This is a genomic window from Caulobacter sp. BK020 (assembly GCF_004342605.1).
Lineage (GTDB): Bacteria > Pseudomonadota > Alphaproteobacteria > Caulobacterales > Caulobacteraceae > Caulobacter.
Map to the genome: position 1 here is coordinate 281,532 of NZ_SLZL01000005.1, position 18,112 is coordinate 299,643.

The window sequence follows — 18,112 nt, forward strand, 5'->3', positions numbered from 1 at the left end:
CAAAGCCATTCCATCTGGGTCCCGGCATTCGCCGGGATGAGCGGTTTAAAAAATTGAAGCGTAGGATGAGCTGGACCCAAACCATGCCGCAGAACCTGGACCTTTTCCCGATCGGCAACTGCGCCGTCAGCGCGCTGGTCGATCGCGGCGGCCGCTTCGTCTGGGCCTGCGCGCCGCGCATCGATTCCGACCCGGTGTTCAGCGCCCTGCTGGGCGGGCTGGAGCCTGGCGACCCCGCCGCAACGGGGACCTGGGAGGTGGTGGTCGACGGGGCCACGCGCGTCGAGCAGGACTATCTGCGCAACACCCCGATCCTGCGCACGGTGATCACCGACGCCGACGGGGCCAGCGTCGAGATCATCGACTTCGCCCCCCGCTACCAGCAGTTCGGCCGCAGCTTCCGGCCCACCGCCTTCATCCGCCTGATCCGCCCCCTGACCAGCGTGGCGCGGATCACCATCCGCCTGCGGCCCACCGCTGACTGGGGCGCGCGAGCGGCCGATCACACCCACGGCTCCAATCACATCCGCTACCTGTGCTCGGACATGACCTTGCGCCTGTCCACCGACGGGCCGGTCTCGCACATCCTGGAGGAGCGGACCTTCCGGCTGGAGCAGCCGATCGCCATGTACTTGGGAGCCGACGAGGGCTTCAACGCCGACATCGGCGCCACCTGCAACCGCATGCTGCAGCAGACCCAGGAATACTGGATGGACTGGGTGCGCGGCCTGGCCGTGCCGCTGGACTACCAGACCGCGGTGATCCGCTCGGCCATCACCCTGAAGCTCTGCATGCACGAGGAGACCGGGGCGATCGTGGCGGCCATGACCACCTCGATCCCCGAGCACGCCGACAGCGGCCGCAACTGGGACTACCGCTACTGCTGGCTGCGCGACGCCTATTACGTGGTCCAGGCGCTGAACCGCCTGGGCGCGGTCGACATCCTGGAGAACTATCTGGGCTACCTGCGCAACATCGTCGACCGGGCGGCGGGCGGCCACATCCAGCCGCTGTTCGGGGTGGGGTTCGAGCCGCAGCTGACCGAGCGCTTCGCCCCCGACCTGGCCGGCTATCGCGGCATGGGGCCCGTCCGCATCGGCAACCAGGCCTTCGAGCACCAGCAGCACGACGTCTACGGCCAGATCATCCTGTCGACCGTCCAGGCCTTCTTCGACGAGCGCCTGCTGCGGCCCGGCACGATCGAGGATTTCCGGAACCTGGAGCCGGTGGGCGAGCGGGCGTTCCAGCTGCACGACAAGCCCGACGCCAGCCTGTGGGAGTTCCGCGGCCGGGCCAATGTCCACACCTATTCGGCGGTGATGTGCTGGGCGGCCTGCGACCGGCTGGGCAACGCCGCCGCGCAGCTGGGCCTGACCGACCGGGCCGAGTTCTGGAACACCCGCGCCGCCAAGGTGCGCGAGACCATCGACCAGCGCGCCTGGAACCAGACCCTGGGCCGCTTCGCCGCGACCTTCGAGGGCGACGAGCTGGACGCCAGCCTGCTGCAGCTGGTCGACCTGCGCTTCATCGAGGCCACGGATCCGCGCAACGTCGCCACCGTCGCGGCCATCGAGGCCGGCCTGCGCAAGGGCTCCTACCTGCTGCGCTACGCCATCCCCGACGACTTCGGCGCCCCGCAGACGGCGTTCAACATCTGCACCTTCTGGCTGGTGGAGGCCCTCTACCTGGCGGGCCGCATCGATGAGGCGCGCGAACTGTTCGAGGAGATGCTGGCCCGCCGCACCACCGCCGGCCTGCTGTCTGAGGACATCGGCTTCGCGGACGGCGAGCTGTGGGGCAACTATCCGCAGACCTATTCCCTGGTCGGCCTGATCAACTGCGCGGTGCTGCTGAGCCGGCCATGGACCTCGGTGCGGTAGGCTTGTTCACGCAGGTTTATGGCTATACAAATAGCCATAATGGAGGCCTCATGAGCACCTACAGCGTAGCTGACGCCAAGAATGGCTTGCCTCGATTGATTGATCGCGCTCTCGACGGCGAGGAAGTCATCATCGCCCGGCATGGCAAACCTGTGGTCGAGCTGCGACCGGCCACGACGCCGCCGCGCAAGACGCCGCCCGCGACCTACGCCTGGCTGAAGGCGCGCCGTCAAACCCGCCCCCCCGTTGGCCTGAGTTCCATGGAACTCCTCGAGCAACTCTACGAGGACCCCGAAGCTTGAGCGCCTATCTCGACGCCAGCGTGATCCTGCCGACCCTGATCGAGGAAACCGCCAGCGCTAGCGTCGACAGGTTCATGGACGAACTTGAAGACGACTTGATCGTCAGCGAGTTCGCGGCCGCGGAAGTCGCTTCGGCCCTGTCGCGCCTGGTTCGGACCGGGTTGCTGGACCACGAGGACGCCAGTCGTCGCCTGGCTGATTTCGACGCCTGGCGCGCCGCCGCCACGCGAGACCTTGATCTTCAGGCGTCCGATGTCCGCCTCGCCAATGTCTTCGTTCGACGGTTCGACCTGATGATGCGAGCCCCCGACGCGCTGCACGTGGCGGTTTGTCGTCGGGAAGATCATCTGCTGGTGACCCTGGACAAACGCCTGGCGGCCGCGGCCCTGGAGCTGGGGGTTCGGACCCGGCTCCTCGTCTAGCCCTATTCGCGACCGTTCAAGGAGCCGCGGCGCGCGGCCAAAGCGTGCTGCTCCTTGCGTCCTTCTCCAAGATCCTGAAAGAACCGGCGGGTGACGGAACACAGGACACAGCGGCTCGCCGGACTGGACGGCCTGCGGGCGGTGGCGGCGCTGGGGGTGCTGCTGTACCACGCGGCCGACTGGTCGGGGCGGCCGGGCCGCTTCGCCCACGGCTATTTGGCGGTGGACTTCTTCTTCTGCCTCAGCGGCTTCGTCCTGGCCCACGCCTTCGAGCGGCGCGCGGTCGGCTGGCCGGCCTATCTGTGGATCCGGGTGGTGCGGATCTGGCCGCTGCTGGTGCTGTCGACCCTGATCGGCGCGGTCCTGACCTCGCGCCACAGCCCGCCGTTCTGGCCCAACCTGGCGCGCGGCCTGCTTCTGATCCCCCGCCTGGGCCATCCGGCCGAATGGACCTTTCCCAGCCTCTTCCCGTTCAACCCGCCCGCCTGGTCGCTGTGCCTGGAGGTCATCGTCAGCGCCCTGTGGTTCCCGTTGCGGCGCGCGCCCGACCTGGTGGTCGCGGCGATCGTGGTCTGCAGCGGGGCGGTGATGGCCTGGGTGGCCCTGGGCCTGAACGGGGTGGAAACAGGCTGGGACCAGGCGACGTTCTGGCTGGGCGTGGTGCGGGCCGCGTTCAGCTTCGGCCTGGGCTGGCTGGCCTGGCGCTACCGGGCCCTGGCGCCGCGTCCGCGGCTGGGGCTGGCGGCCGTCGTCCTGCTGGCGGCGCTGGTCATGCCGCTGATGCCCGGCCGCTCCTGGAACGGGATCTACGACTTCGCCTGCGTGGCGGTGCTGTTCCCGCTGCTGGTGCTGCTCGGCGTCCACGACCCAAAGGGCGCGGTGGGCGCGCTGTGCCGGATGACGGGCGACCTCTCCTACCCGCTCTATGCGAGCCACTGGGCGACCTGGGCGGTGATGCTGCGGCTCTATCCCGACGGCTGGCGGACGGCGCCGCCGGTGTGGTTCGGCGTGCTGGCCGTGATCATCGCGCCGGCCGTGGCCTGGATGGCGTTCCGGTTCTACGACGCGCCGGTCCGGCAGTGGTTGCGGCGGCTCACGGCCGAACGGCGCTCATAGTGGGCGTTCAGCATCGCCGAACCCCCGCGTCCGGCTGTTCCCCCGCCACCCAGCCCACCGCCTCGGCCACGTCGCCGCGCTGGGCGTCGAGGATCGAGGTGTGGCTGGCGGCGACGTCGAGGACCAGGGCGCGGCAGGCGCGCCCGGCCGGGGCGACCTCGGCGGCGCGCCAGGCGCGGTCCAGGGGCTTGTCGGGGCTGCGGCTGGCGACGACCACCGCCACCGGGATGGCCGGCCGCAGCGGCGGCAGGGCGTCGACGGCGGCCAGGCCGGGCAGGAAGGCTCGCTCCTCCTGCAGCGCGGCCTTGATGCTGCTGCGCCCCGTCCAGGCCTTGCGCCGGCGGGCCGCCGCCTCGGCCGCGGGCGAGATGTCGTCGATCAGCGGGACCAGCCGGGTCAGGCCGACCGCTCGGGCGAACGGGGTGAAGCCGGCCAGCCGCGCCTCGCGTCGCAGGTCGGCCACGGCCAGCGGCTGGTCCTTGGCGTCGGTCCCCACCGCGTCGACCAGCACCAGCCCCGCCGTCCGCTCGGGCCAAAGGCGGGCGAAGGCTTCGACATAGAGCCCGCCGTTCGAGTGGCCGGCCAGGATCACCGGCGCGTCGCCCTCCTCCGCCGCCACCAGGGCGCCCAGCCGCCGGGCGACGGCCACCGGGGAACGGTCCACGTCGTGCATCGCCGCCAGGCCGATGCCGTCGCGGTCATAGGCGCAGACCTTGCCCTCGGCGGCCAGGTCCCGCGCCACCAGCGACCAGTCGGCCGCCCCGCCGAACGCCCCCGCCTCGAGGATCACGGTCGGACGGGCGGACCTGAGGCCCTGGCATTCCAGCCCGCCGCCGGCGGTCGGGAGCGAACCCACGGTGACGCAGCTGCTAACCGCCAGGGCGACCAGGACCAGGACGAACGGCCTGGCGCTGAATTTTGGAACGCGACGTCTCACCCGTCCGCAAGAGCGGCGCATCGCGGCGGATGGCAAGCGCGAAGTCGTCTACGGTCCGCCTAGGAGGCCCTTTTGCGGGGCGCCGCGCGCTTGGTGGGCGCTTTTGCCGCGGCCTTCTTCGGCTTGGCCGTGGAGCGGGCCGTGGAGCGGGCCGCCCCCGGCTTCTGCCCCAGGCTCTTGCGCAGGGCCTCCATCAGGTCGACCACATTGGTGGTCTCGGGCTCCTCGACCGTCACCTTGGCCTTGCCGCCCTTTTCCTTCTGCTTGATCAGCGCTCGCAAGGCGTCCTCGTAGCGGTCCTTGAACTGGCTGGGGTCGAACGGGCCTTCCTGCTGCTCGATGATCTTCTCGGCGATGGCCACCATCTGCGGGTCGGCCTTGCGGTCGGGGATGTCGTCGAACAGCTCGGCTGAGTCGCGCACCTCGTCGTGGCTGCGCAGGGTGTAGCAGACCAGGCCGTTGTCGCGCGGCTCGATGGCCAGCAGCCGCTCGCGGGTATGCATCACTACCCGGCCCAGGGCGATCTTGCCCGCCCCCGCCATGGCGTCGCGGATCACGGTGTAGGCGTCCAAAGCCAGCTTGCCGTCGGGCACCAGGAAATAGGGGTTGTCCCAGTAGAGCCGGTCGATGTCGTCGGCGTCGACGAAGCGCTCGATGTCGATGGTGCGGGTGCTTTCCAGCCGCACGCTCTCGATCTCCTCGGGCGTCAGGATCACATAGTGGTCCTTCTCGTACTCGTAGCCCTTGACGAGTTCCGAGCGGTCCACCGGCCCCAGGTCGGGATCGGTGGCGATCATCTTGATGCGGTTGTGGGTCTTGGGGTGCAGCAGGTTGAAACGCACCTCGCCGCCGGGGCTGGTGGCCGTGTACATCGCCACCGGACAGGTGACGAGCGACAGCCGCAGGTGACCTTGCCAAGTGGGGCGGGCGGCCATGGTTCAGGCCCTCCCGCCGGCGCGCAAGGCGAGAGCGGGCGGCGCCGTCAGGGCCAGCTTGGCGCCGTTGGCCTTGGCCCCGTCCTGCCGGGTCAGGGCCGGTGTCGAGGTGGGCTCGCGCAGCTGGGCCACGAAGTCGTCGCGCCAAGCGGTGACGTCGTGGCGGGTGACGTTGTCCATCAGGCTCTCGAAGCGCCGCCTGCGCTCGTCGATGTCCATGTTCAGGGCCCGGGTCAGGGCGTCGGAGATCTCCTCGGGACTGTTGGGATTGATGATCAGCGCCTCCTTCATCTGCCGCGCGGCGCCGGCGAAGCGCGACAGGATCAGCACGCCGGGGTCCCAGGGCGTCTGTGAGGCGACATATTCCTTGGCCACCAGGTTCATGCCGTCCCGCATCGGGGTGACCAGGGCGGCCTTGGACGCGCGATAGACACCGGCCAACTCGTCGCGGCGATAGCTGCGATTGAGGTAGCGGATCGGGTTGTAGTCCATGTCGGCATAGGCGCCGTTGATCCGGCCGATCAGGCCGTCCAGCCGCCCGCGCAGATCCTGGTAGGCCTCGACCTCGTCGCGCGAGATCGGGGCGATCTGCAGCAACATCACCTCGCGCCGCGCCTCGGGATTGTCGTGCAGGAAGCGCTCGAAGCCGATCAGCCGCTCCTCCAGCCCCTTGGAATAGTCCAGGCGATCGACGCCGACGACCATCTTGCGGAACACGCTGTGGGCCATCAGCCGGTCGTAGACGCGGATAGCGCGGGGGCTTTCCTTGATGCGGGCGAAGTCCTCGGCGTCGATGCCGATTGGGAAGGCCGCGGCGTGGGTCACCTGGCCGAAGGCGGTCAGCCGCCCGTCCTCGGTCCGCTCGCCGCCCACCTCGTTGAACACATAGCCCTCGAAGGCCTGGACGCTTTCCTCGGTCTGGAAGCCGACCAGGTCGTAGTGGAACAGCGCCTCGACCAGCGGACGGTGGCGCGGCAGGGTCACCACCAGCTGGTGGGCCGGCCAAGGGATGTGCAGGAAGAAGCCGATGCGGTTGGTCACGCCCAGCCGCCGCAGCTCCCGCGCCATCGGGATCAGGTGGTAGTCGTGCACCCAGATGATGTCGTCCGGCTCGATCAGCGGCAGCAGGGTCTGGGCGAACCGTTTGTTGACCCGGTCGTAGCCCTCGCCGAACGAGCGGTCATAGGCGGTCAGGTCGACCCGGTAGTGGAACAGCGGCCACAGGGTCTTGTTGGCGTAGCCGTTGTAGTATTCCTGGTAGTCGCCCTCCTCCAGATCGACCGTGGCCACGGTGACCCCGTCGGCCTTGTGCATGTTCAGCTGGCCGGTGAATTCGGTCGTGGTCTTGCCGCTCCAGCCGAACCAGATGCCGGAATATTCCCGCAGGGCGGCGGCCAGGGCCATGGCCAGGCCGCCGACACTCTCGTCGCCCTTGCCGGTGGGCGGGTTGACGCGATTGGAGACGACGATCAGGCGGCTCATGCGGCGACCCTCCCTGTCGAGGCGCTCAGCCAGTCGAGCACGGCGTTGAAGTCGTTCAGGCGGTAGCGCGCCTGGGTGGGGCGATGGGGCGGACCGACCAGCACGCCGTAGCCGCCCAGCCGGGCGGCGGCCGTGAAGCCGTCCTCGTCGGTCAGGTCGTCGCCGACGAACACCGGGACCGCGCCATCGAACGGCGTCTCGCGCAGGAAGGCGGCGACCGCCTTACCCTTGTCCTGGCCGGGCGTCCGCAGCTCGGCCACCATGTCGCCCAGCTGAAGCACCAGCTCCGAGCCCCGGGCCAGGCGCTCGGCGGCCTCGATCACCGCGTCGGCGGCCGAGGGCGCGTTGCGATAGTGCAGGGCGACGCTGAGGTCCTTGTCCTCGAACAGCAGGCCGCGATCGCCGCGCGCCAAGTCGCGCAGCACCTGGCGGGCGTGGTCGAGGTCGGGATGCGGCGGCAGGCGATCGACGCCGTTTCCTCCCCGGCGCACCAAGCCGTGAACGGCGGCGATGAACCTCACCCCACCTTCCAGGATGCGGTCGATGTCCTCCAGCGCGCGACCGCTGACGACGGCCAGCCGGCCGTCCAGCGCCCGCGACAGGTCGTCGAGCAGCGCCGCGCGCCGCGGGTCGGGCCCCACCTGTTCGGGGCGGGGCATGATGGGGGCCAGGGTTCCGTCAAGATCGAGAAACAGCGCCGCGCGGGGCGGCAAGGCGACTGGTGGTGGCGGCAAATCGTTCGGCGCACGCCGAACGACTGACCCGAACGCGGTCATGGCGAGAAGGCCCTCTCCGATGATTACAGGCCTTTGAAACGCATGTTGGCGGGGTTTTGATCCCCCGAGACGCAGCTGAGCCGGGTCACGATGTGCTCACGCGGATGTGCGCGGCGTCGGCTCGGGCTGAAATCCTAGAGGGCGGCGGCGTTCAGGACAGCCTTGCCGAGGCCTGCATAATCGCCGTCGAAATGGTGGCCGCCATGCAGCCGAACCTGGCGGATCGTGGCGGCCGGCAGGGTCGGACAGATGTCCAGCCGTTCCTTGTCGCCATAGATGCAGGTCATCGGCAGGCCTTTCAGCGCTTCGACCGCCGGGGCCACGGGATAAGAGTCGGCCGTCGCCCGGTTCAGCCAGCTGGCCGGGTGGAAGGTCAGATCGCCGTGCGGACCGGTTCCGATCAGCACCAGCCCCTTGATCTGGCCGCGCAGGTCGGCCGGCAGCAGCGGGACGATGGCCGGCAGGGCGTCGGCTCCGAACGAATAGCCGACCAGCACGATCTTGTGGCGGTCCCACCGGGTCTCGTGCCGGCGCAGCTGCACGGCCAAGTCGTCGGCCACGGCCTGGGGCGGGCGCTTGCCCAGGAAATAGAGCAGCGAGTTGACGCCCAGCACCGGCACGCCGTCGGCGGCCAGCACCTTGGCCACGCCCTGATCCAGGGGGCCCCAGCCGCCGTCGCCCGAATAGAGCACGGCCAGGGTGTCGCCCGGCGCCGTGGCCGGCGTCTCGACCAGACGCGGCGCGACCGACGCCTCGGCGACCCCGGCGAAGGCCAGGCCGAGAACGGCGGCGAGGGTCAGCAGGCGGGCGCGCGGGCTCATGGTCTCTCCATGCTCCTCAATCTTGACCGTGGCGGGGCGAAGGTAGGGCGGCGGAACGGCTTTTGGCCACTCCACCCAGGTTACGGCGAATTCACTTCGCCCGCCGCATTGCGGACGTTATTCACTACATATGTAACGCTACAAATGTAACGTCGCCGAACGGCGGTGATTGTCAGGGAGATGGCCGTGATCGAATCTCTGCCCAGGCGCGAGCGCGAGGTCTTCGAGACCCTGTGCCGCCTGGAGTCCTCCACCGCCGCCGCCGTCCGCGCGGGCCTGTCCGACCCGCTCAGCGACTCCGCCGTTCGCACCCTGCTCTCGCGGCTGGAGGCCAAGGGGCTGGTCGAGCGGACGCCGGGACCCGACGGCTTCCTGTACAGCCCCGCCCAGCGGACCGAGGCCGTCGCGGCCGGCGCCCTGCGACGGATGATCGACACCTTCTTCGCCGGCTCGGCGGCCAGCGCCGCCACCGCCCTGCTGGGCCTGGGCCAGCGGCTGACCCCGGAGGAGGCCGCGGCCCTGGAGCGGATGATCGACCAGGCGGTGGAGCGCAAGCCATGACCTGGACCCTGCTCGCTTCGTTGCTGGTCAAGTCCAGCCTGGTGGCCGGCGCCGGCCTGGCCTGCGCGCGGTTCCTGACCCGGCGACCGGTCGAGCGGGTGGACATCCTGCGCGCCACGGTCTGCCTGCTGCTGGCCCTGCCGGTGATCATGAACCTCCTGCCGGTCCTGGACCTGGCTCTGCTGCCCGCCTCGCCGCCGCCGTCCGTGACGCTCGTCGCGCCGTTGACGGGGCAAGGCTTGGCGGGCGCCGCGCCGACCGCTCCCACCTGGCGTTCGCCCGACACGGCCGACCTGGTCGGCGGCCTGTGGCTGCTGGGCTTCGTGGCGATCACCGGCCGGCTGCTGCTGGGCCTGCGCACCCTGGACCGCTGGACCCGCCAGGGCCGCCCGGTGACCGAGGCCGACTGGCTGGCGCCGCTCGAGGACCTGCCCCCCGAGGACCGTCCCGCCCTGGTGTCCAGCGACCGCATCGCCAGCCCGCTCAGCTGGGGCGTCGCGCCGGGCTCGATCCTGGTCGACCCGGACAGCCTGGCCCGGCCCGGCGCCGCCCCGGCCATCCTGGCCCACGAGATGGCCCACCTGCGGCGGCACGACTGGATCTTCCTGGTCCTGTCGCGGCTGGTCCTGGCGATCTTCTGGTTCAACCCGCTGGTCTGGCGGCTGCACGCTGTGCTCGCCGAACGCTCGGAGGAGGCCGCTGACGCCGCCGCCGTCCAGACCATCGACCGCACCCTCTACGCCAAGGCCCTGATCGGCCTTGCCGCCCATCCCCGCCCCTCCGCCCGTCCGGTTCTGGGCGCCGCCACCGCCATGGCCGCTGACGCCCGGACGCTGAAGACAAGGATCGCTTGCCTGATGACCGACACCTCCGCCCGCCGCCGGCCGCTGACCGTGGTCCTGGCCATCGCCGCCCTGGCCAGCGCGGCCACCCCGCTGGCCGCCCTGGCCGTCACCCGCCAGGACTGGGTCGCGCCGCCGGTCCCGCCCGCGCCGCCGCCGGTTCCGGCCCTCGCCGCCCCCCCGGTTCCGCCCGCGCCGCCCGCGCCGCCTCCGCCCGTGGAAGCGATCACCATGGCCGCCCTGGTCCCGCCGCCGCTTCCGCCCGTCCCGCCGCCGCCCGAGCCACCGCCTCCGCCGCCTCCGCCGCCGCCTCCTCCTCCTCCTCCTCCCCCGCCTCCGCCCGCAGGCTCCGGCTACAGCTATTTCCGCTCGGCCACGCCCGAAGAGTCGCGCGCCGCCGTCGAAGCCCGCGCCCAGGCGGCCGAGGCCCGGCGCCAGGCCCACGAGGCCCGCGCCCAGGCCCGCCTCGCCGCCGACCAGGCGCGGGTCGAAGCGGAGCGGGCCAGGGCCGACGGGGAATGGGCTCGCAAGATCGGCGAGCAGGCCCGCCAGGAGGCCGCGCGCCAGATGGTCAAGGCCCGCGCCCAGATGGCCCAGGGCGCGGTGCAGATGCGCCAGGGCGCCCAGGAAATGCGCGAGGAAGCCGCCCGCCTGCGCGACCCCGCCTATCGCGCCAAGCAGATCGAGGAGAACAGGGCCCGCGGCCACGTCGTCACCGACGCCGAACTGCGCGGCGTCGCCGATCACCTGCCGGCCCAGGCCGACGAGCTGGACCGCCAGGCCGACCGGCTGGCCCAGGAGGCGCGGCGGGCGAGCTAGGGGGCTTTGCCCCCTATCCCAGCCGCTTGATCGCCGCCTTCAGGGGCTTGGCCGAGTCGAAATAGTCCTCCCAGGCCGTGCTCCTGGCGATCAGGGCCGGGGCGGTGCGGATGGTGTACGTCTTCGGGTCCAGCCCGGCCTTCACCTGGGTCCAGTTCAGCGGCATCGACACCGTCCCGCCGGGCCGCGCGCGGGCCGACAGGGGCGCCACGGCGGTCGAGGTGCGGTCGTTACGCAGGTAGTCCAGGAAGATCCGCCCCTCCCGCGCCTTCTTGCTCATGGTGATCAAGTACTGGTCGGGCGCGTCGGCGGCCATGCGGGCGCAGACCTCGCGGGCGAAGGCCTTGGCCGCGTCCCACGGGACTTTGTCCGAAAGCGGGGTCACCACGTGCAGGCCCTTGCCGCCGGTGGTCTTGCAGAAACTGGTCAGGCCCAGCTCCTCCAGCCGGTCACGAACCTCCCGCGCCCCGGCGATCACGTCCTCAAAAGTCACCCCCGGGGCCGGATCCAGGTCGAAGACCAGGCGGCCGGCCACTTCGGGGTCGTTCGGCTGGCAGTTCCAGGGATGGATCTCGACGGCGGCGATCTGGGCGGCGGCGACCAGGGCCTCGATCCGGTCGAACTGGATGTAGGGCTGGCGGTCGCCCCTGACCGACACCTGCTCGATCAGCGACGACATCCCGCGCATCGCGTGGCGCTGGAAGAAGGTCTCGCCGCCGACGCCGTCCGGCACCCGGATGATCGAGGCCGGCCGGCCCTTGATGTGCGGCAGCATCCATTCGCCCACCGCCGCCATGTAGCGGGCCAGGTCGATCTTGCTGGCCGGCGCGCCGTCGACGTCCGGCCACAGCGGCTTGTCGGGCTTGGAGATCGTCACCCCCAGCACGATGCTGTCGGCCTTGGCCGTCGACACCGTTCCCGACGCCTTGTCACCCGCCTTGGCCGCGGCCTTCGGGGTCGGGGTCGCCAGCTCGGCCGTCTCGGCCTTGGCCGGAACCTCGGCCTCGACCTCGGCGGCCGGGATGTCCTCGCGCAGCCCCTTGAACGAGGCCTGGCGGATCGAGCCGTCGCCGGTGAAGCCGGCATATTCGATCTCGGCCACCAGCTGCGGCTTGACCCAGTGCATGTTGGCGGCCTTGCGCGGCGCGCCCCTGCCTTCGAACGGCGATTTGTCGGTCTCCAGCGCCTTCAGGCGGGGCAGCAGCTTGGCGACCTTGTCACGGCCAAAGCCCGTGCCGATCCGGCCGACATGGGTCAGCTTGCCGTCGCGCATCACCCCGGCGATCAACGAACGGAAGGCCGAGCCGGTCGTCGTATAGCCGCCGATCACCACGTCGTGCCCCGCCCGGCACTTGGCCTTGGTCCAGGTCTCGCTGCGACCCGAGCGGTACGGCGCGTCCAGCCGTTTGGAGATGATGCCCTCCAGCTCCAGCTTGCAGGCCGACAGCAGCACCGCGTCGCCGGCGGTCTCGAAATGGTCGACGAAGCGCAGGCGCGGCTTGTCCTCGCCCATCATCGCCTTCAGCCGCGCCTTGCGCTCGCGCAGCGGCAGATCGCGCAGGTCCTCGCCGTCCTGGGCCAGCAGGTCGAAGGCGAAAAAGATCAGGTCACCGCTGTCGCCGTCCGACAGCGCCGCCTGCAGGCCGGCGAAGTCGGGCTGGCCGGCGGCGTCCAGGGCCACCACCTCGCCGTCCAGGATGCTGTCGGGCAGGTCGGCGGCCGCCTGGGCGATGGCGGCGAACCTTGCGGTCCAGTCCAGGCCCTTGCGGGTGCGCAGAGTGGCCCGGCCATCCTCGACGCGCAGCTGGACGCGATAGCCGTCGAACTTGATCTCGTGCGCCCAGCCCAGGCCGTTCGGCGGTCGGTCCAGGGTCTTGCACAGCTGGGGCTCGATGAAGTCGGGCAGGGCCTTCCCCTTCTTCCGCTCATCCCGGCGAGCGCCGGGACCCAAGCCGAGCTTGGGGTTTCGCTTCGAGGTTGATCCGCCATCGCCGCTTGGGTCCCGACTTTCGTCGGGATGAGCGGATTTGAACGTCCGCGTCTCCAGCGCCTCCTTCTGCAGAGCCTCGCGCTCGGCCTTGGTCCGTGAGGTCCAGACCGCGTCGCCCTTGCCCTTCCTGCGCAGGATGAAGGGCGCCGGTCCCTTGCCCTTGCCGGCGGCGATGTCGGCCATGGTCCGGCCTGAGGCGATCGAGGCGTCCTCCTCCAGGACCGCCGTCCCCTCGCCCGGCCGCGCCGCCTCGTCATTGTGCTTGATCAGCAGCCAGTTGGAGCGCTTGCCTTTCCCGTCCTTGGCGTTGCGGTCCCAGTTCATCCGCACCAGCACCCACGAGCCGTGCAGCCGCTCGCCCTCCAGCACGAACTTCAGCTCGCCCTTCTTCAGAGCCTTGGCCACGTCCTCGAAACCCGGCTCGGGCGCCCAGTAGCCGCGGTCCCACAGCTGCACCGTGCCGCCGCCGTACTGGCCCTTGGGAATGGTGCCCTCGAAGTCGCCATAGTCCAGCGGGTGGTCCTCGACCTCGACCGACAGCCGCTTGTCGGCCGGATCCAGCGACGGCCCCTTGGTCACCGCCCACGATTTCAGCACCCCGTCGACCTCCAGCCGGAAGTCGTAGTGCAGGCGCGTGGCGTCGTGCTTCTGGATCACGAACCGGGCATGGGGCGCGGGGGCGACGGCGGCGTCGCCGCTGGGCTCGGCGGTCTTGTGGAAATCGCGCTTGCGGCGGTATTCGGCGAGTTGTCCCTGGGCCATGGCGGGGCTCCGTATCGTGCCTAGGTGAAGGCGCGCGGCGGGCGGGCGGTTCCCTAGCTCCCGGCGTCCACGCGCTTGACCAGGCTCTTAGGCGCCACCACGCGCCAGGCGTCTTCAAGCAGGGCGCTCAAATCCGCCGTCTCGATCGTGTCCAGCCGCACCAGCACCGCCGGAAAGCCGCGATAGTGGGCGTCGTCGAAGAAGGTGTCGGGCGCGGCCTCCAGCAGCAGTTCTTTCTTCTCCATCCGGCAGCGCACGGCCAGCACCCCGGGCACGAGCTCACGCCGGCCCTTGGGCGCGGCGCGCGCCAGATAGGGCCAGGACAGGCCCTTGCCGCGCACCGAGAAGCTCAGCGACTCCTCGGAGTCGCCCGCCTCGACCTCGGGCAGGGCCAGCATCGCGGCGCGGATCTTGGGAAGGTCGACCATGAGGGCAGTGAAAACCCTGCGGCGCGGGCATGACAATCCCCTTGCCACCGGTGTCGCGTGGCCGATTGTCAATGACACCGGTTTCCATTATGCACGACCAAAGCCCGTCGAACGGGACTGTATGTGTGTTTCGCGAGGGAGGATTCGCGGCGTGACCGTTTCCGAGGCCGAGAGCGAGGTGTTCGCACCGGCGTCCATCGCCCCCCAGTTCGTCGAAGCGCGCCTGAAGGGCGTGTCGGTCCCCGGCTATCCGGGCGGCGTCCTGCCCCAGTCCATGGCCGAAGGCTACGCGGTGCAGGACATCGCCATCGATCTGTGGCCCGACGAGCTGGTCGGCTGGAAGGTCGGCTTGGTGCCGCCGCAGCACCGCGAGCGCCTGGGCGCCGAGCGCCTGGCCGGCTGCATCTTCAAGACCAAGGTCTGGGACGCGGGCGAGCGGCCCACGCCGTTCCGCGCCATCGCCGGCGGCTTCACCGCCGTCGAAGCCGAGTTCATCATCCGTCTGGGCAAGGACGCCCCGGTCGACAAGATCGAATGGACCGCGCAGGAAGCCGCCGACTATGTGGGCGAGCTGATCCTGGGCATCGAGATCGCCGGCAGCCCGCTGGCCACCATCAACCAGCTGGGCCCGCCGATCGTCGCCTCCGACTTCGGCAACAACGACGGCCAGATCCTGGGTCCCGTGATCGACAACTGGCGCGACATCGCCTGGGAAGACATGCCGGCCGAGACCTTCATCAACGGCGTGTCCGTGGGCAAGGGCGGCGCGGCCTCGATCCCCGGCTCCCCCCTGTCGGCCTTGGCCTTCCTGCTGGGCCACGTCGCCTCGCGCGGCCGTCCGCTGAAAAAGGGCATGCTGGTCACCACCGGCGCCAGCACCGGAATTCACGACATTGCGGCCGGCGACACGTCCCGCGTAGACTTCGGCCCGTTCGGAAGCGTCGCCTGCGTCGCGATTCCGGCCTGAACGATCGGAAAACCGGCGGGGGCGTCGGAATAACTACAAGCCTAAGGGTGAGGATGTGACGTCCATGGACGCTCCAACGATGCCGGCTCCGTCTGCGAAGATCGGGCGGTACAGGTGGGTGATTGTCGGCCTGCTGTTCCTGGCGATGGTGATCAACTATGTCGATCGCCAGACCATCGGCCTGCTCAAGGCAGACCTGAGCAAGGAATTCGGCTGGGACGAGACCCACTACGCCGACCTGGTGTTCTACTTCCAGCTGGCCTACGCCGTCGCCTACATGGCCTGGGGCAAGATCATGGACAGGATCGGGGCCCGCTGGGGCTTCGGCGTGGCGTTCCTGATCTGGCAGGCCGCCCATATCGGCCACGCCCTGGCGCGCGGCTTCACCGGCTTCGCCGTGGCCCGCATGGGCCTGGGGATCGGCGAGGCCGGCGGCTTCCCCGGCGGCATCAAGGCCGTGGCCGAATGGTTCCCCAAGAACGAGCGGGCCCTGGCCACGGGCATCTTCAACGCCGGCACCAATATCGGCGCCATCGTCACCCCGCTGGTCGTGCCCGGCATCGTGCTGGCCTTCGGCTGGCAGATGGCCTTCATCGTCACGGGCGTGGCCGGCCTGCTGTGGCTGCCGCTGTGGCTGATCGTCTATCGTCGCCCGCGCGAGGCCAAGGGTCTGTCCGCCGCTGAACTGGCCCATATCGAGCAGGATCCAGCCGACCCGGTCCAGAAGATCGGCTGGGTCAAGCTGCTGGGCAAGAAGGAAACCTGGGCCTTCGCCCTGGGTAAGTTCCTGATCGACCCGATCTGGTGGATGTTCCTGTTCTGGCTGCCCGATTTCCTGGGCAAGCGCTACGGCCTGGACCTGAAGTCGTTCGGCCCGCCGCTGATCGCCATCTACCTGATGAGCGACGTCGGCAGCGTCGCCGGCGGATGGCTGTCCTCGCGCCTGATGAAGGCCGGGTGGAGCATCAACGCCGCCCGCAAGACCACCATGCTGGTCTGCGCCCTGCTGGCCGTGCCGGTGATGTTCGCGGCCAATGTCGACAGCCTGATCGTCGCCGTGCTGATCATCGGCGTCGCCACCGCCGCCCACCAGGGCTTCTCGGCCAACCTCTACACCCTGCCGTCGGACGTGTTCCCGCGCGGCGCGGTGGGCTCGGTCGTCGGCATCGGCGGCATGCTGGGCGCGGTCGGCGGCATGGTGTTCTCCAAGTACATCGGCCGGGTGCTCGACCAGATCGGCACGTACACCCCGATCTTCATCGTCGCGGGCAGCGCCTACCTGATCGCCCTGCTGGTGGTGCACCTGCTGACCCCGAAGATGGAGCCGGTGAAGGTCTGATCGACCGTCCCGGACGCCTCGAAAGCGAGCCCCCGGTCGTGAGATCGGGGGCTTTTTCGTGGGGAGGCGGTATAAGGACTCCATGTCCTCCCCCCTCCCCTTCAAGGTCGCCCTGGCCGGCTACGGCTTCGTCGGCAAGACCTTCCACGCCCCGCTGATCGCCGCCACGCCCGGCCTGCTGCTGCACACGGTGGTGTCCAGCGACCCCGCCAAGGTCCTGGCCGACCATCCGGCCGTGAAGGTCGCGCCCAACCTCGACGCCGCCCTGGCCGACGCCGAGATCGACCTGGTGGTGATCGCCACCCCCGACCCGCTGCACGCGGCCCAGGCCCATGCGGCGCTCGACGCCCGCAAGGCGGTGGTCATCGACAAGCCGTTCGCCGCCACCCTGGACGAGGCCCGCGCCGTCGCCGACCACGCCCAGCGGGCCGGCAAGCTGCTGAGCATCTTCCACAACCGCCGCTGGGACAGCGACTTCCTCACCCTCAAGGCCCTGATCGCCGACGGGTCGCTGGGCGAGGTCGTCCAGTACGAGAGCCACTTCGACCGCTTCCGCCCGGTGGTCCGCGACCGCTGGCGCGAGAAGCCCGGGGCCGGCGCCCTGCTGGACCTGGGCCCGCACCTGATCGACCAGGCCCTGCGGCTCTTCGGCCCGCCCCAGGCGGTCTGGGCCGACCTGGCGGTCCAGAAGGACGGCGGCCTGGCCCCGGACTATTTCCACCTGGCGCTGCGCTATCCGCGCCTGCGGGTGCTGCTGCACGCCAGCCAGATGACGGTCGACTCGCGCCTGCGGATGGCCGTGCACGGGACGGGGGGCAGCTTTGTGAAACACGGCCTGGACCCGCAGGAAAACGCCCTGAAGGCCGGCGTCGCGCCCGGTTCGCAAGGCTGGGGCGCCGATCCTCAGCCAGGAACCCTGACCGTCCCCGATGGCGACGGGACGGCCAGCCGGACCGTCGAGGGCGTCCCGGGCGACTACCTGGCCTATTACGCGGCGATCCGCGACGCCCTGTCGGGCCACGGCCCCAATCCCGTCCCGCCGGAGGAGGCCCTGGCGGTCATGGCGCTCATCGACCTGGCCCAGCGCAGCGCCGCCGAGGGCCGGGAGCTGTCGCTGTGAGGTCCGGTGATTCTGGCGCCGAGCAGCTGGCCGCCATCGCCGCCCAGGAGCAGGCCCTGGTCTTCCCGCGCTTCACCCTGGAGGACGCCTGGACCCTGGGAACCGCCCTGCGCGACGCCGCCCTGGCCCGCGCCGCGCCGGTGGCCATCGACATCAGCCTGCGCGAGCGCCCGCTGTTCCACGCCGCCCTGCCCGGCGCGGGTCCCGACAACGCCGACTGGCTGCGCCGCAAGCGCAACACCGTCCTGGTGCTGGCGACCAGCACCCTGGCCGTGGGGCTGAAGCTGAAGGCCTCGGGCGAGACCCTGGAGCAGCGCTACGGCCTGTCCCCCCGCGACCACGCGGCCCACGGCGGCGGCTTTCCGCTGACCCTGGAGGGCCTGGGCTGCATCGGCGCGATCACCGTCTCCGGCCTGCCGCAGGTGGAAGACCATGCGCTGGTGGTCGAGGTGCTGGAGCGGGTTCTGGGACGTTCAGCTAAAAACTCCGCTCATCCCGGCGAAAGCCGGGACCCAAGCTGGGGTTCAGAATAGCCCTGAGCTGATCAAGCGACCACACCCGCCCTGCCGACTCGGCTTGGGTCCCGGCTTTCGCCGGGATGAGCGGATGGGGG

At 70.3% G+C, this 18,112-nt stretch carries 17 protein-coding genes; 10 read left to right on the forward strand and 7 right to left on the reverse strand.

Annotation, left to right across the window (positions count from 1 at the left end):
* The first annotated feature begins 83 nt into the window (after nt 1-83).
* From EV278_RS08675 to EV278_RS08690, 4 genes are all read left to right on the forward strand, one after another.
* Nucleotides 84-1,880, forward strand: a complete 1,797-nt coding sequence (locus EV278_RS08675; RefSeq protein ID WP_132089568.1) for a glycoside hydrolase family 15 protein — start codon at nt 84-86, stop codon at nt 1,878-1,880.
* Between the two features lie 50 nt (nt 1,881-1,930).
* Nucleotides 1,931-2,182, forward strand: coding sequence for a type II toxin-antitoxin system prevent-host-death family antitoxin (locus EV278_RS08680; protein WP_207905460.1), 252 nt, complete (start codon nt 1,931-1,933; stop codon nt 2,180-2,182).
* Nucleotides 2,179-2,604, forward strand: a complete 426-nt coding sequence (locus tag EV278_RS08685; protein WP_165916568.1) for a type II toxin-antitoxin system VapC family toxin — start codon at nt 2,179-2,181, stop codon at nt 2,602-2,604. Before EV278_RS08680 ends, EV278_RS08685 begins: the two co-directional genes overlap by 4 nt.
* A gap of 90 nt (nt 2,605-2,694) precedes the next feature.
* Nucleotides 2,695-3,720: an acyltransferase gene (locus EV278_RS08690; RefSeq protein ID WP_132089430.1), complete on the forward strand. Its 1,026-nt coding sequence runs from the start codon at nt 2,695-2,697 to the stop codon at nt 3,718-3,720.
* Nucleotides 3,721-3,727: 7 nt separating this feature from the next.
* Here the strand turns inward: EV278_RS08690 and EV278_RS08695 are convergent, their stop codons facing one another.
* From EV278_RS08695 to EV278_RS08715, 5 genes are all read right to left on the reverse strand, one after another.
* Nucleotides 3,728-4,657, reverse strand: a complete 930-nt coding sequence (locus tag EV278_RS08695; RefSeq protein ID WP_165916569.1) for an alpha/beta hydrolase — start codon at nt 4,655-4,657, stop codon at nt 3,728-3,730.
* 59 nt (nt 4,658-4,716) lie between these two features.
* Nucleotides 4,717-5,592: a Ku protein gene (locus tag EV278_RS08700; RefSeq protein ID WP_132089436.1), complete on the reverse strand. Its 876-nt coding sequence runs from the start codon at nt 5,590-5,592 to the stop codon at nt 4,717-4,719.
* Between the two features lie 3 nt (nt 5,593-5,595).
* Nucleotides 5,596-7,074, reverse strand: a complete 1,479-nt coding sequence (locus tag EV278_RS08705) for a trehalose-6-phosphate synthase (RefSeq protein ID WP_132089439.1) — start codon at nt 7,072-7,074, stop codon at nt 5,596-5,598.
* Nucleotides 7,071-7,850 (reverse strand): trehalose-phosphatase, encoded by a 780-nt coding sequence (gene otsB / locus EV278_RS08710; protein WP_132089442.1) that lies wholly within the window; start codon nt 7,848-7,850, stop codon nt 7,071-7,073. Before otsB ends, EV278_RS08705 begins: the two co-directional genes overlap by 4 nt.
* A gap of 134 nt (nt 7,851-7,984) precedes the next feature.
* Nucleotides 7,985-8,671: an AcvB/VirJ family lysyl-phosphatidylglycerol hydrolase gene (locus tag EV278_RS08715; protein WP_132089445.1), complete on the reverse strand. Its 687-nt coding sequence runs from the start codon at nt 8,669-8,671 to the stop codon at nt 7,985-7,987.
* A gap of 180 nt (nt 8,672-8,851) precedes the next feature.
* Between EV278_RS08715 and EV278_RS08720 the strand changes: the two genes are divergently transcribed.
* Nucleotides 8,852-9,232 (forward strand): BlaI/MecI/CopY family transcriptional regulator, encoded by a 381-nt coding sequence (locus tag EV278_RS08720; protein WP_243692133.1) that lies wholly within the window; start codon nt 8,852-8,854, stop codon nt 9,230-9,232.
* The gene (locus EV278_RS08725) at nt 9,229-10,893 is read left to right on the forward strand and encodes a M56 family metallopeptidase (RefSeq protein WP_132089451.1); all 1,665 of its coding nucleotides are present in this window, start codon (nt 9,229-9,231) and stop codon (nt 10,891-10,893) included. Before EV278_RS08720 ends, EV278_RS08725 begins: the two co-directional genes overlap by 4 nt.
* A 13-nt stretch (nt 10,894-10,906) precedes the next feature.
* On the opposite strand, the gene ligD is transcribed toward EV278_RS08725, so the two are convergent.
* Nucleotides 10,907-13,645, reverse strand: a complete 2,739-nt coding sequence (gene ligD, locus EV278_RS08730) for a DNA ligase D (protein WP_132089453.1) — start codon at nt 13,643-13,645, stop codon at nt 10,907-10,909.
* A gap of 53 nt (nt 13,646-13,698) precedes the next feature.
* Complete coding sequence (locus tag EV278_RS08735) at nt 13,699-14,073, reverse strand: MmcQ/YjbR family DNA-binding protein (protein ID WP_132089456.1); 375 nt, start codon at nt 14,071-14,073, stop codon at nt 13,699-13,701.
* 151 nt (nt 14,074-14,224) lie between these two features.
* Between EV278_RS08735 and EV278_RS08740 the strand changes: the two genes are divergently transcribed.
* The 4 genes from EV278_RS08740 to EV278_RS08755 all read left to right on the forward strand — a co-directional run bounded on the left by EV278_RS08740 (nt 14,225) and on the right by EV278_RS08755 (nt 18,032).
* The gene (locus tag EV278_RS08740) at nt 14,225-15,040 is read left to right on the forward strand and encodes a fumarylacetoacetate hydrolase family protein (RefSeq protein ID WP_132089459.1); all 816 of its coding nucleotides are present in this window, start codon (nt 14,225-14,227) and stop codon (nt 15,038-15,040) included.
* A 64-nt stretch (nt 15,041-15,104) separates the two neighbouring features.
* Nucleotides 15,105-16,379, forward strand: a complete 1,275-nt coding sequence (locus tag EV278_RS08745) for an MFS transporter (RefSeq protein ID WP_132089462.1) — start codon at nt 15,105-15,107, stop codon at nt 16,377-16,379.
* Nucleotides 16,380-16,461: 82 nt separating this feature from the next.
* Entirely contained in the window at nt 16,462-17,499 is a 1,038-nt protein-coding gene (locus EV278_RS08750; protein WP_132089465.1) for an oxidoreductase, read from the forward strand.
* Nucleotides 17,496-18,032, forward strand: coding sequence for a heme-degrading domain-containing protein (locus EV278_RS08755; protein ID WP_132089468.1), 537 nt, complete (start codon nt 17,496-17,498; stop codon nt 18,030-18,032). Before EV278_RS08750 ends, EV278_RS08755 begins: the two co-directional genes overlap by 4 nt.
* The last annotated feature ends 80 nt before the right edge of the window (nt 18,033-18,112 follow it).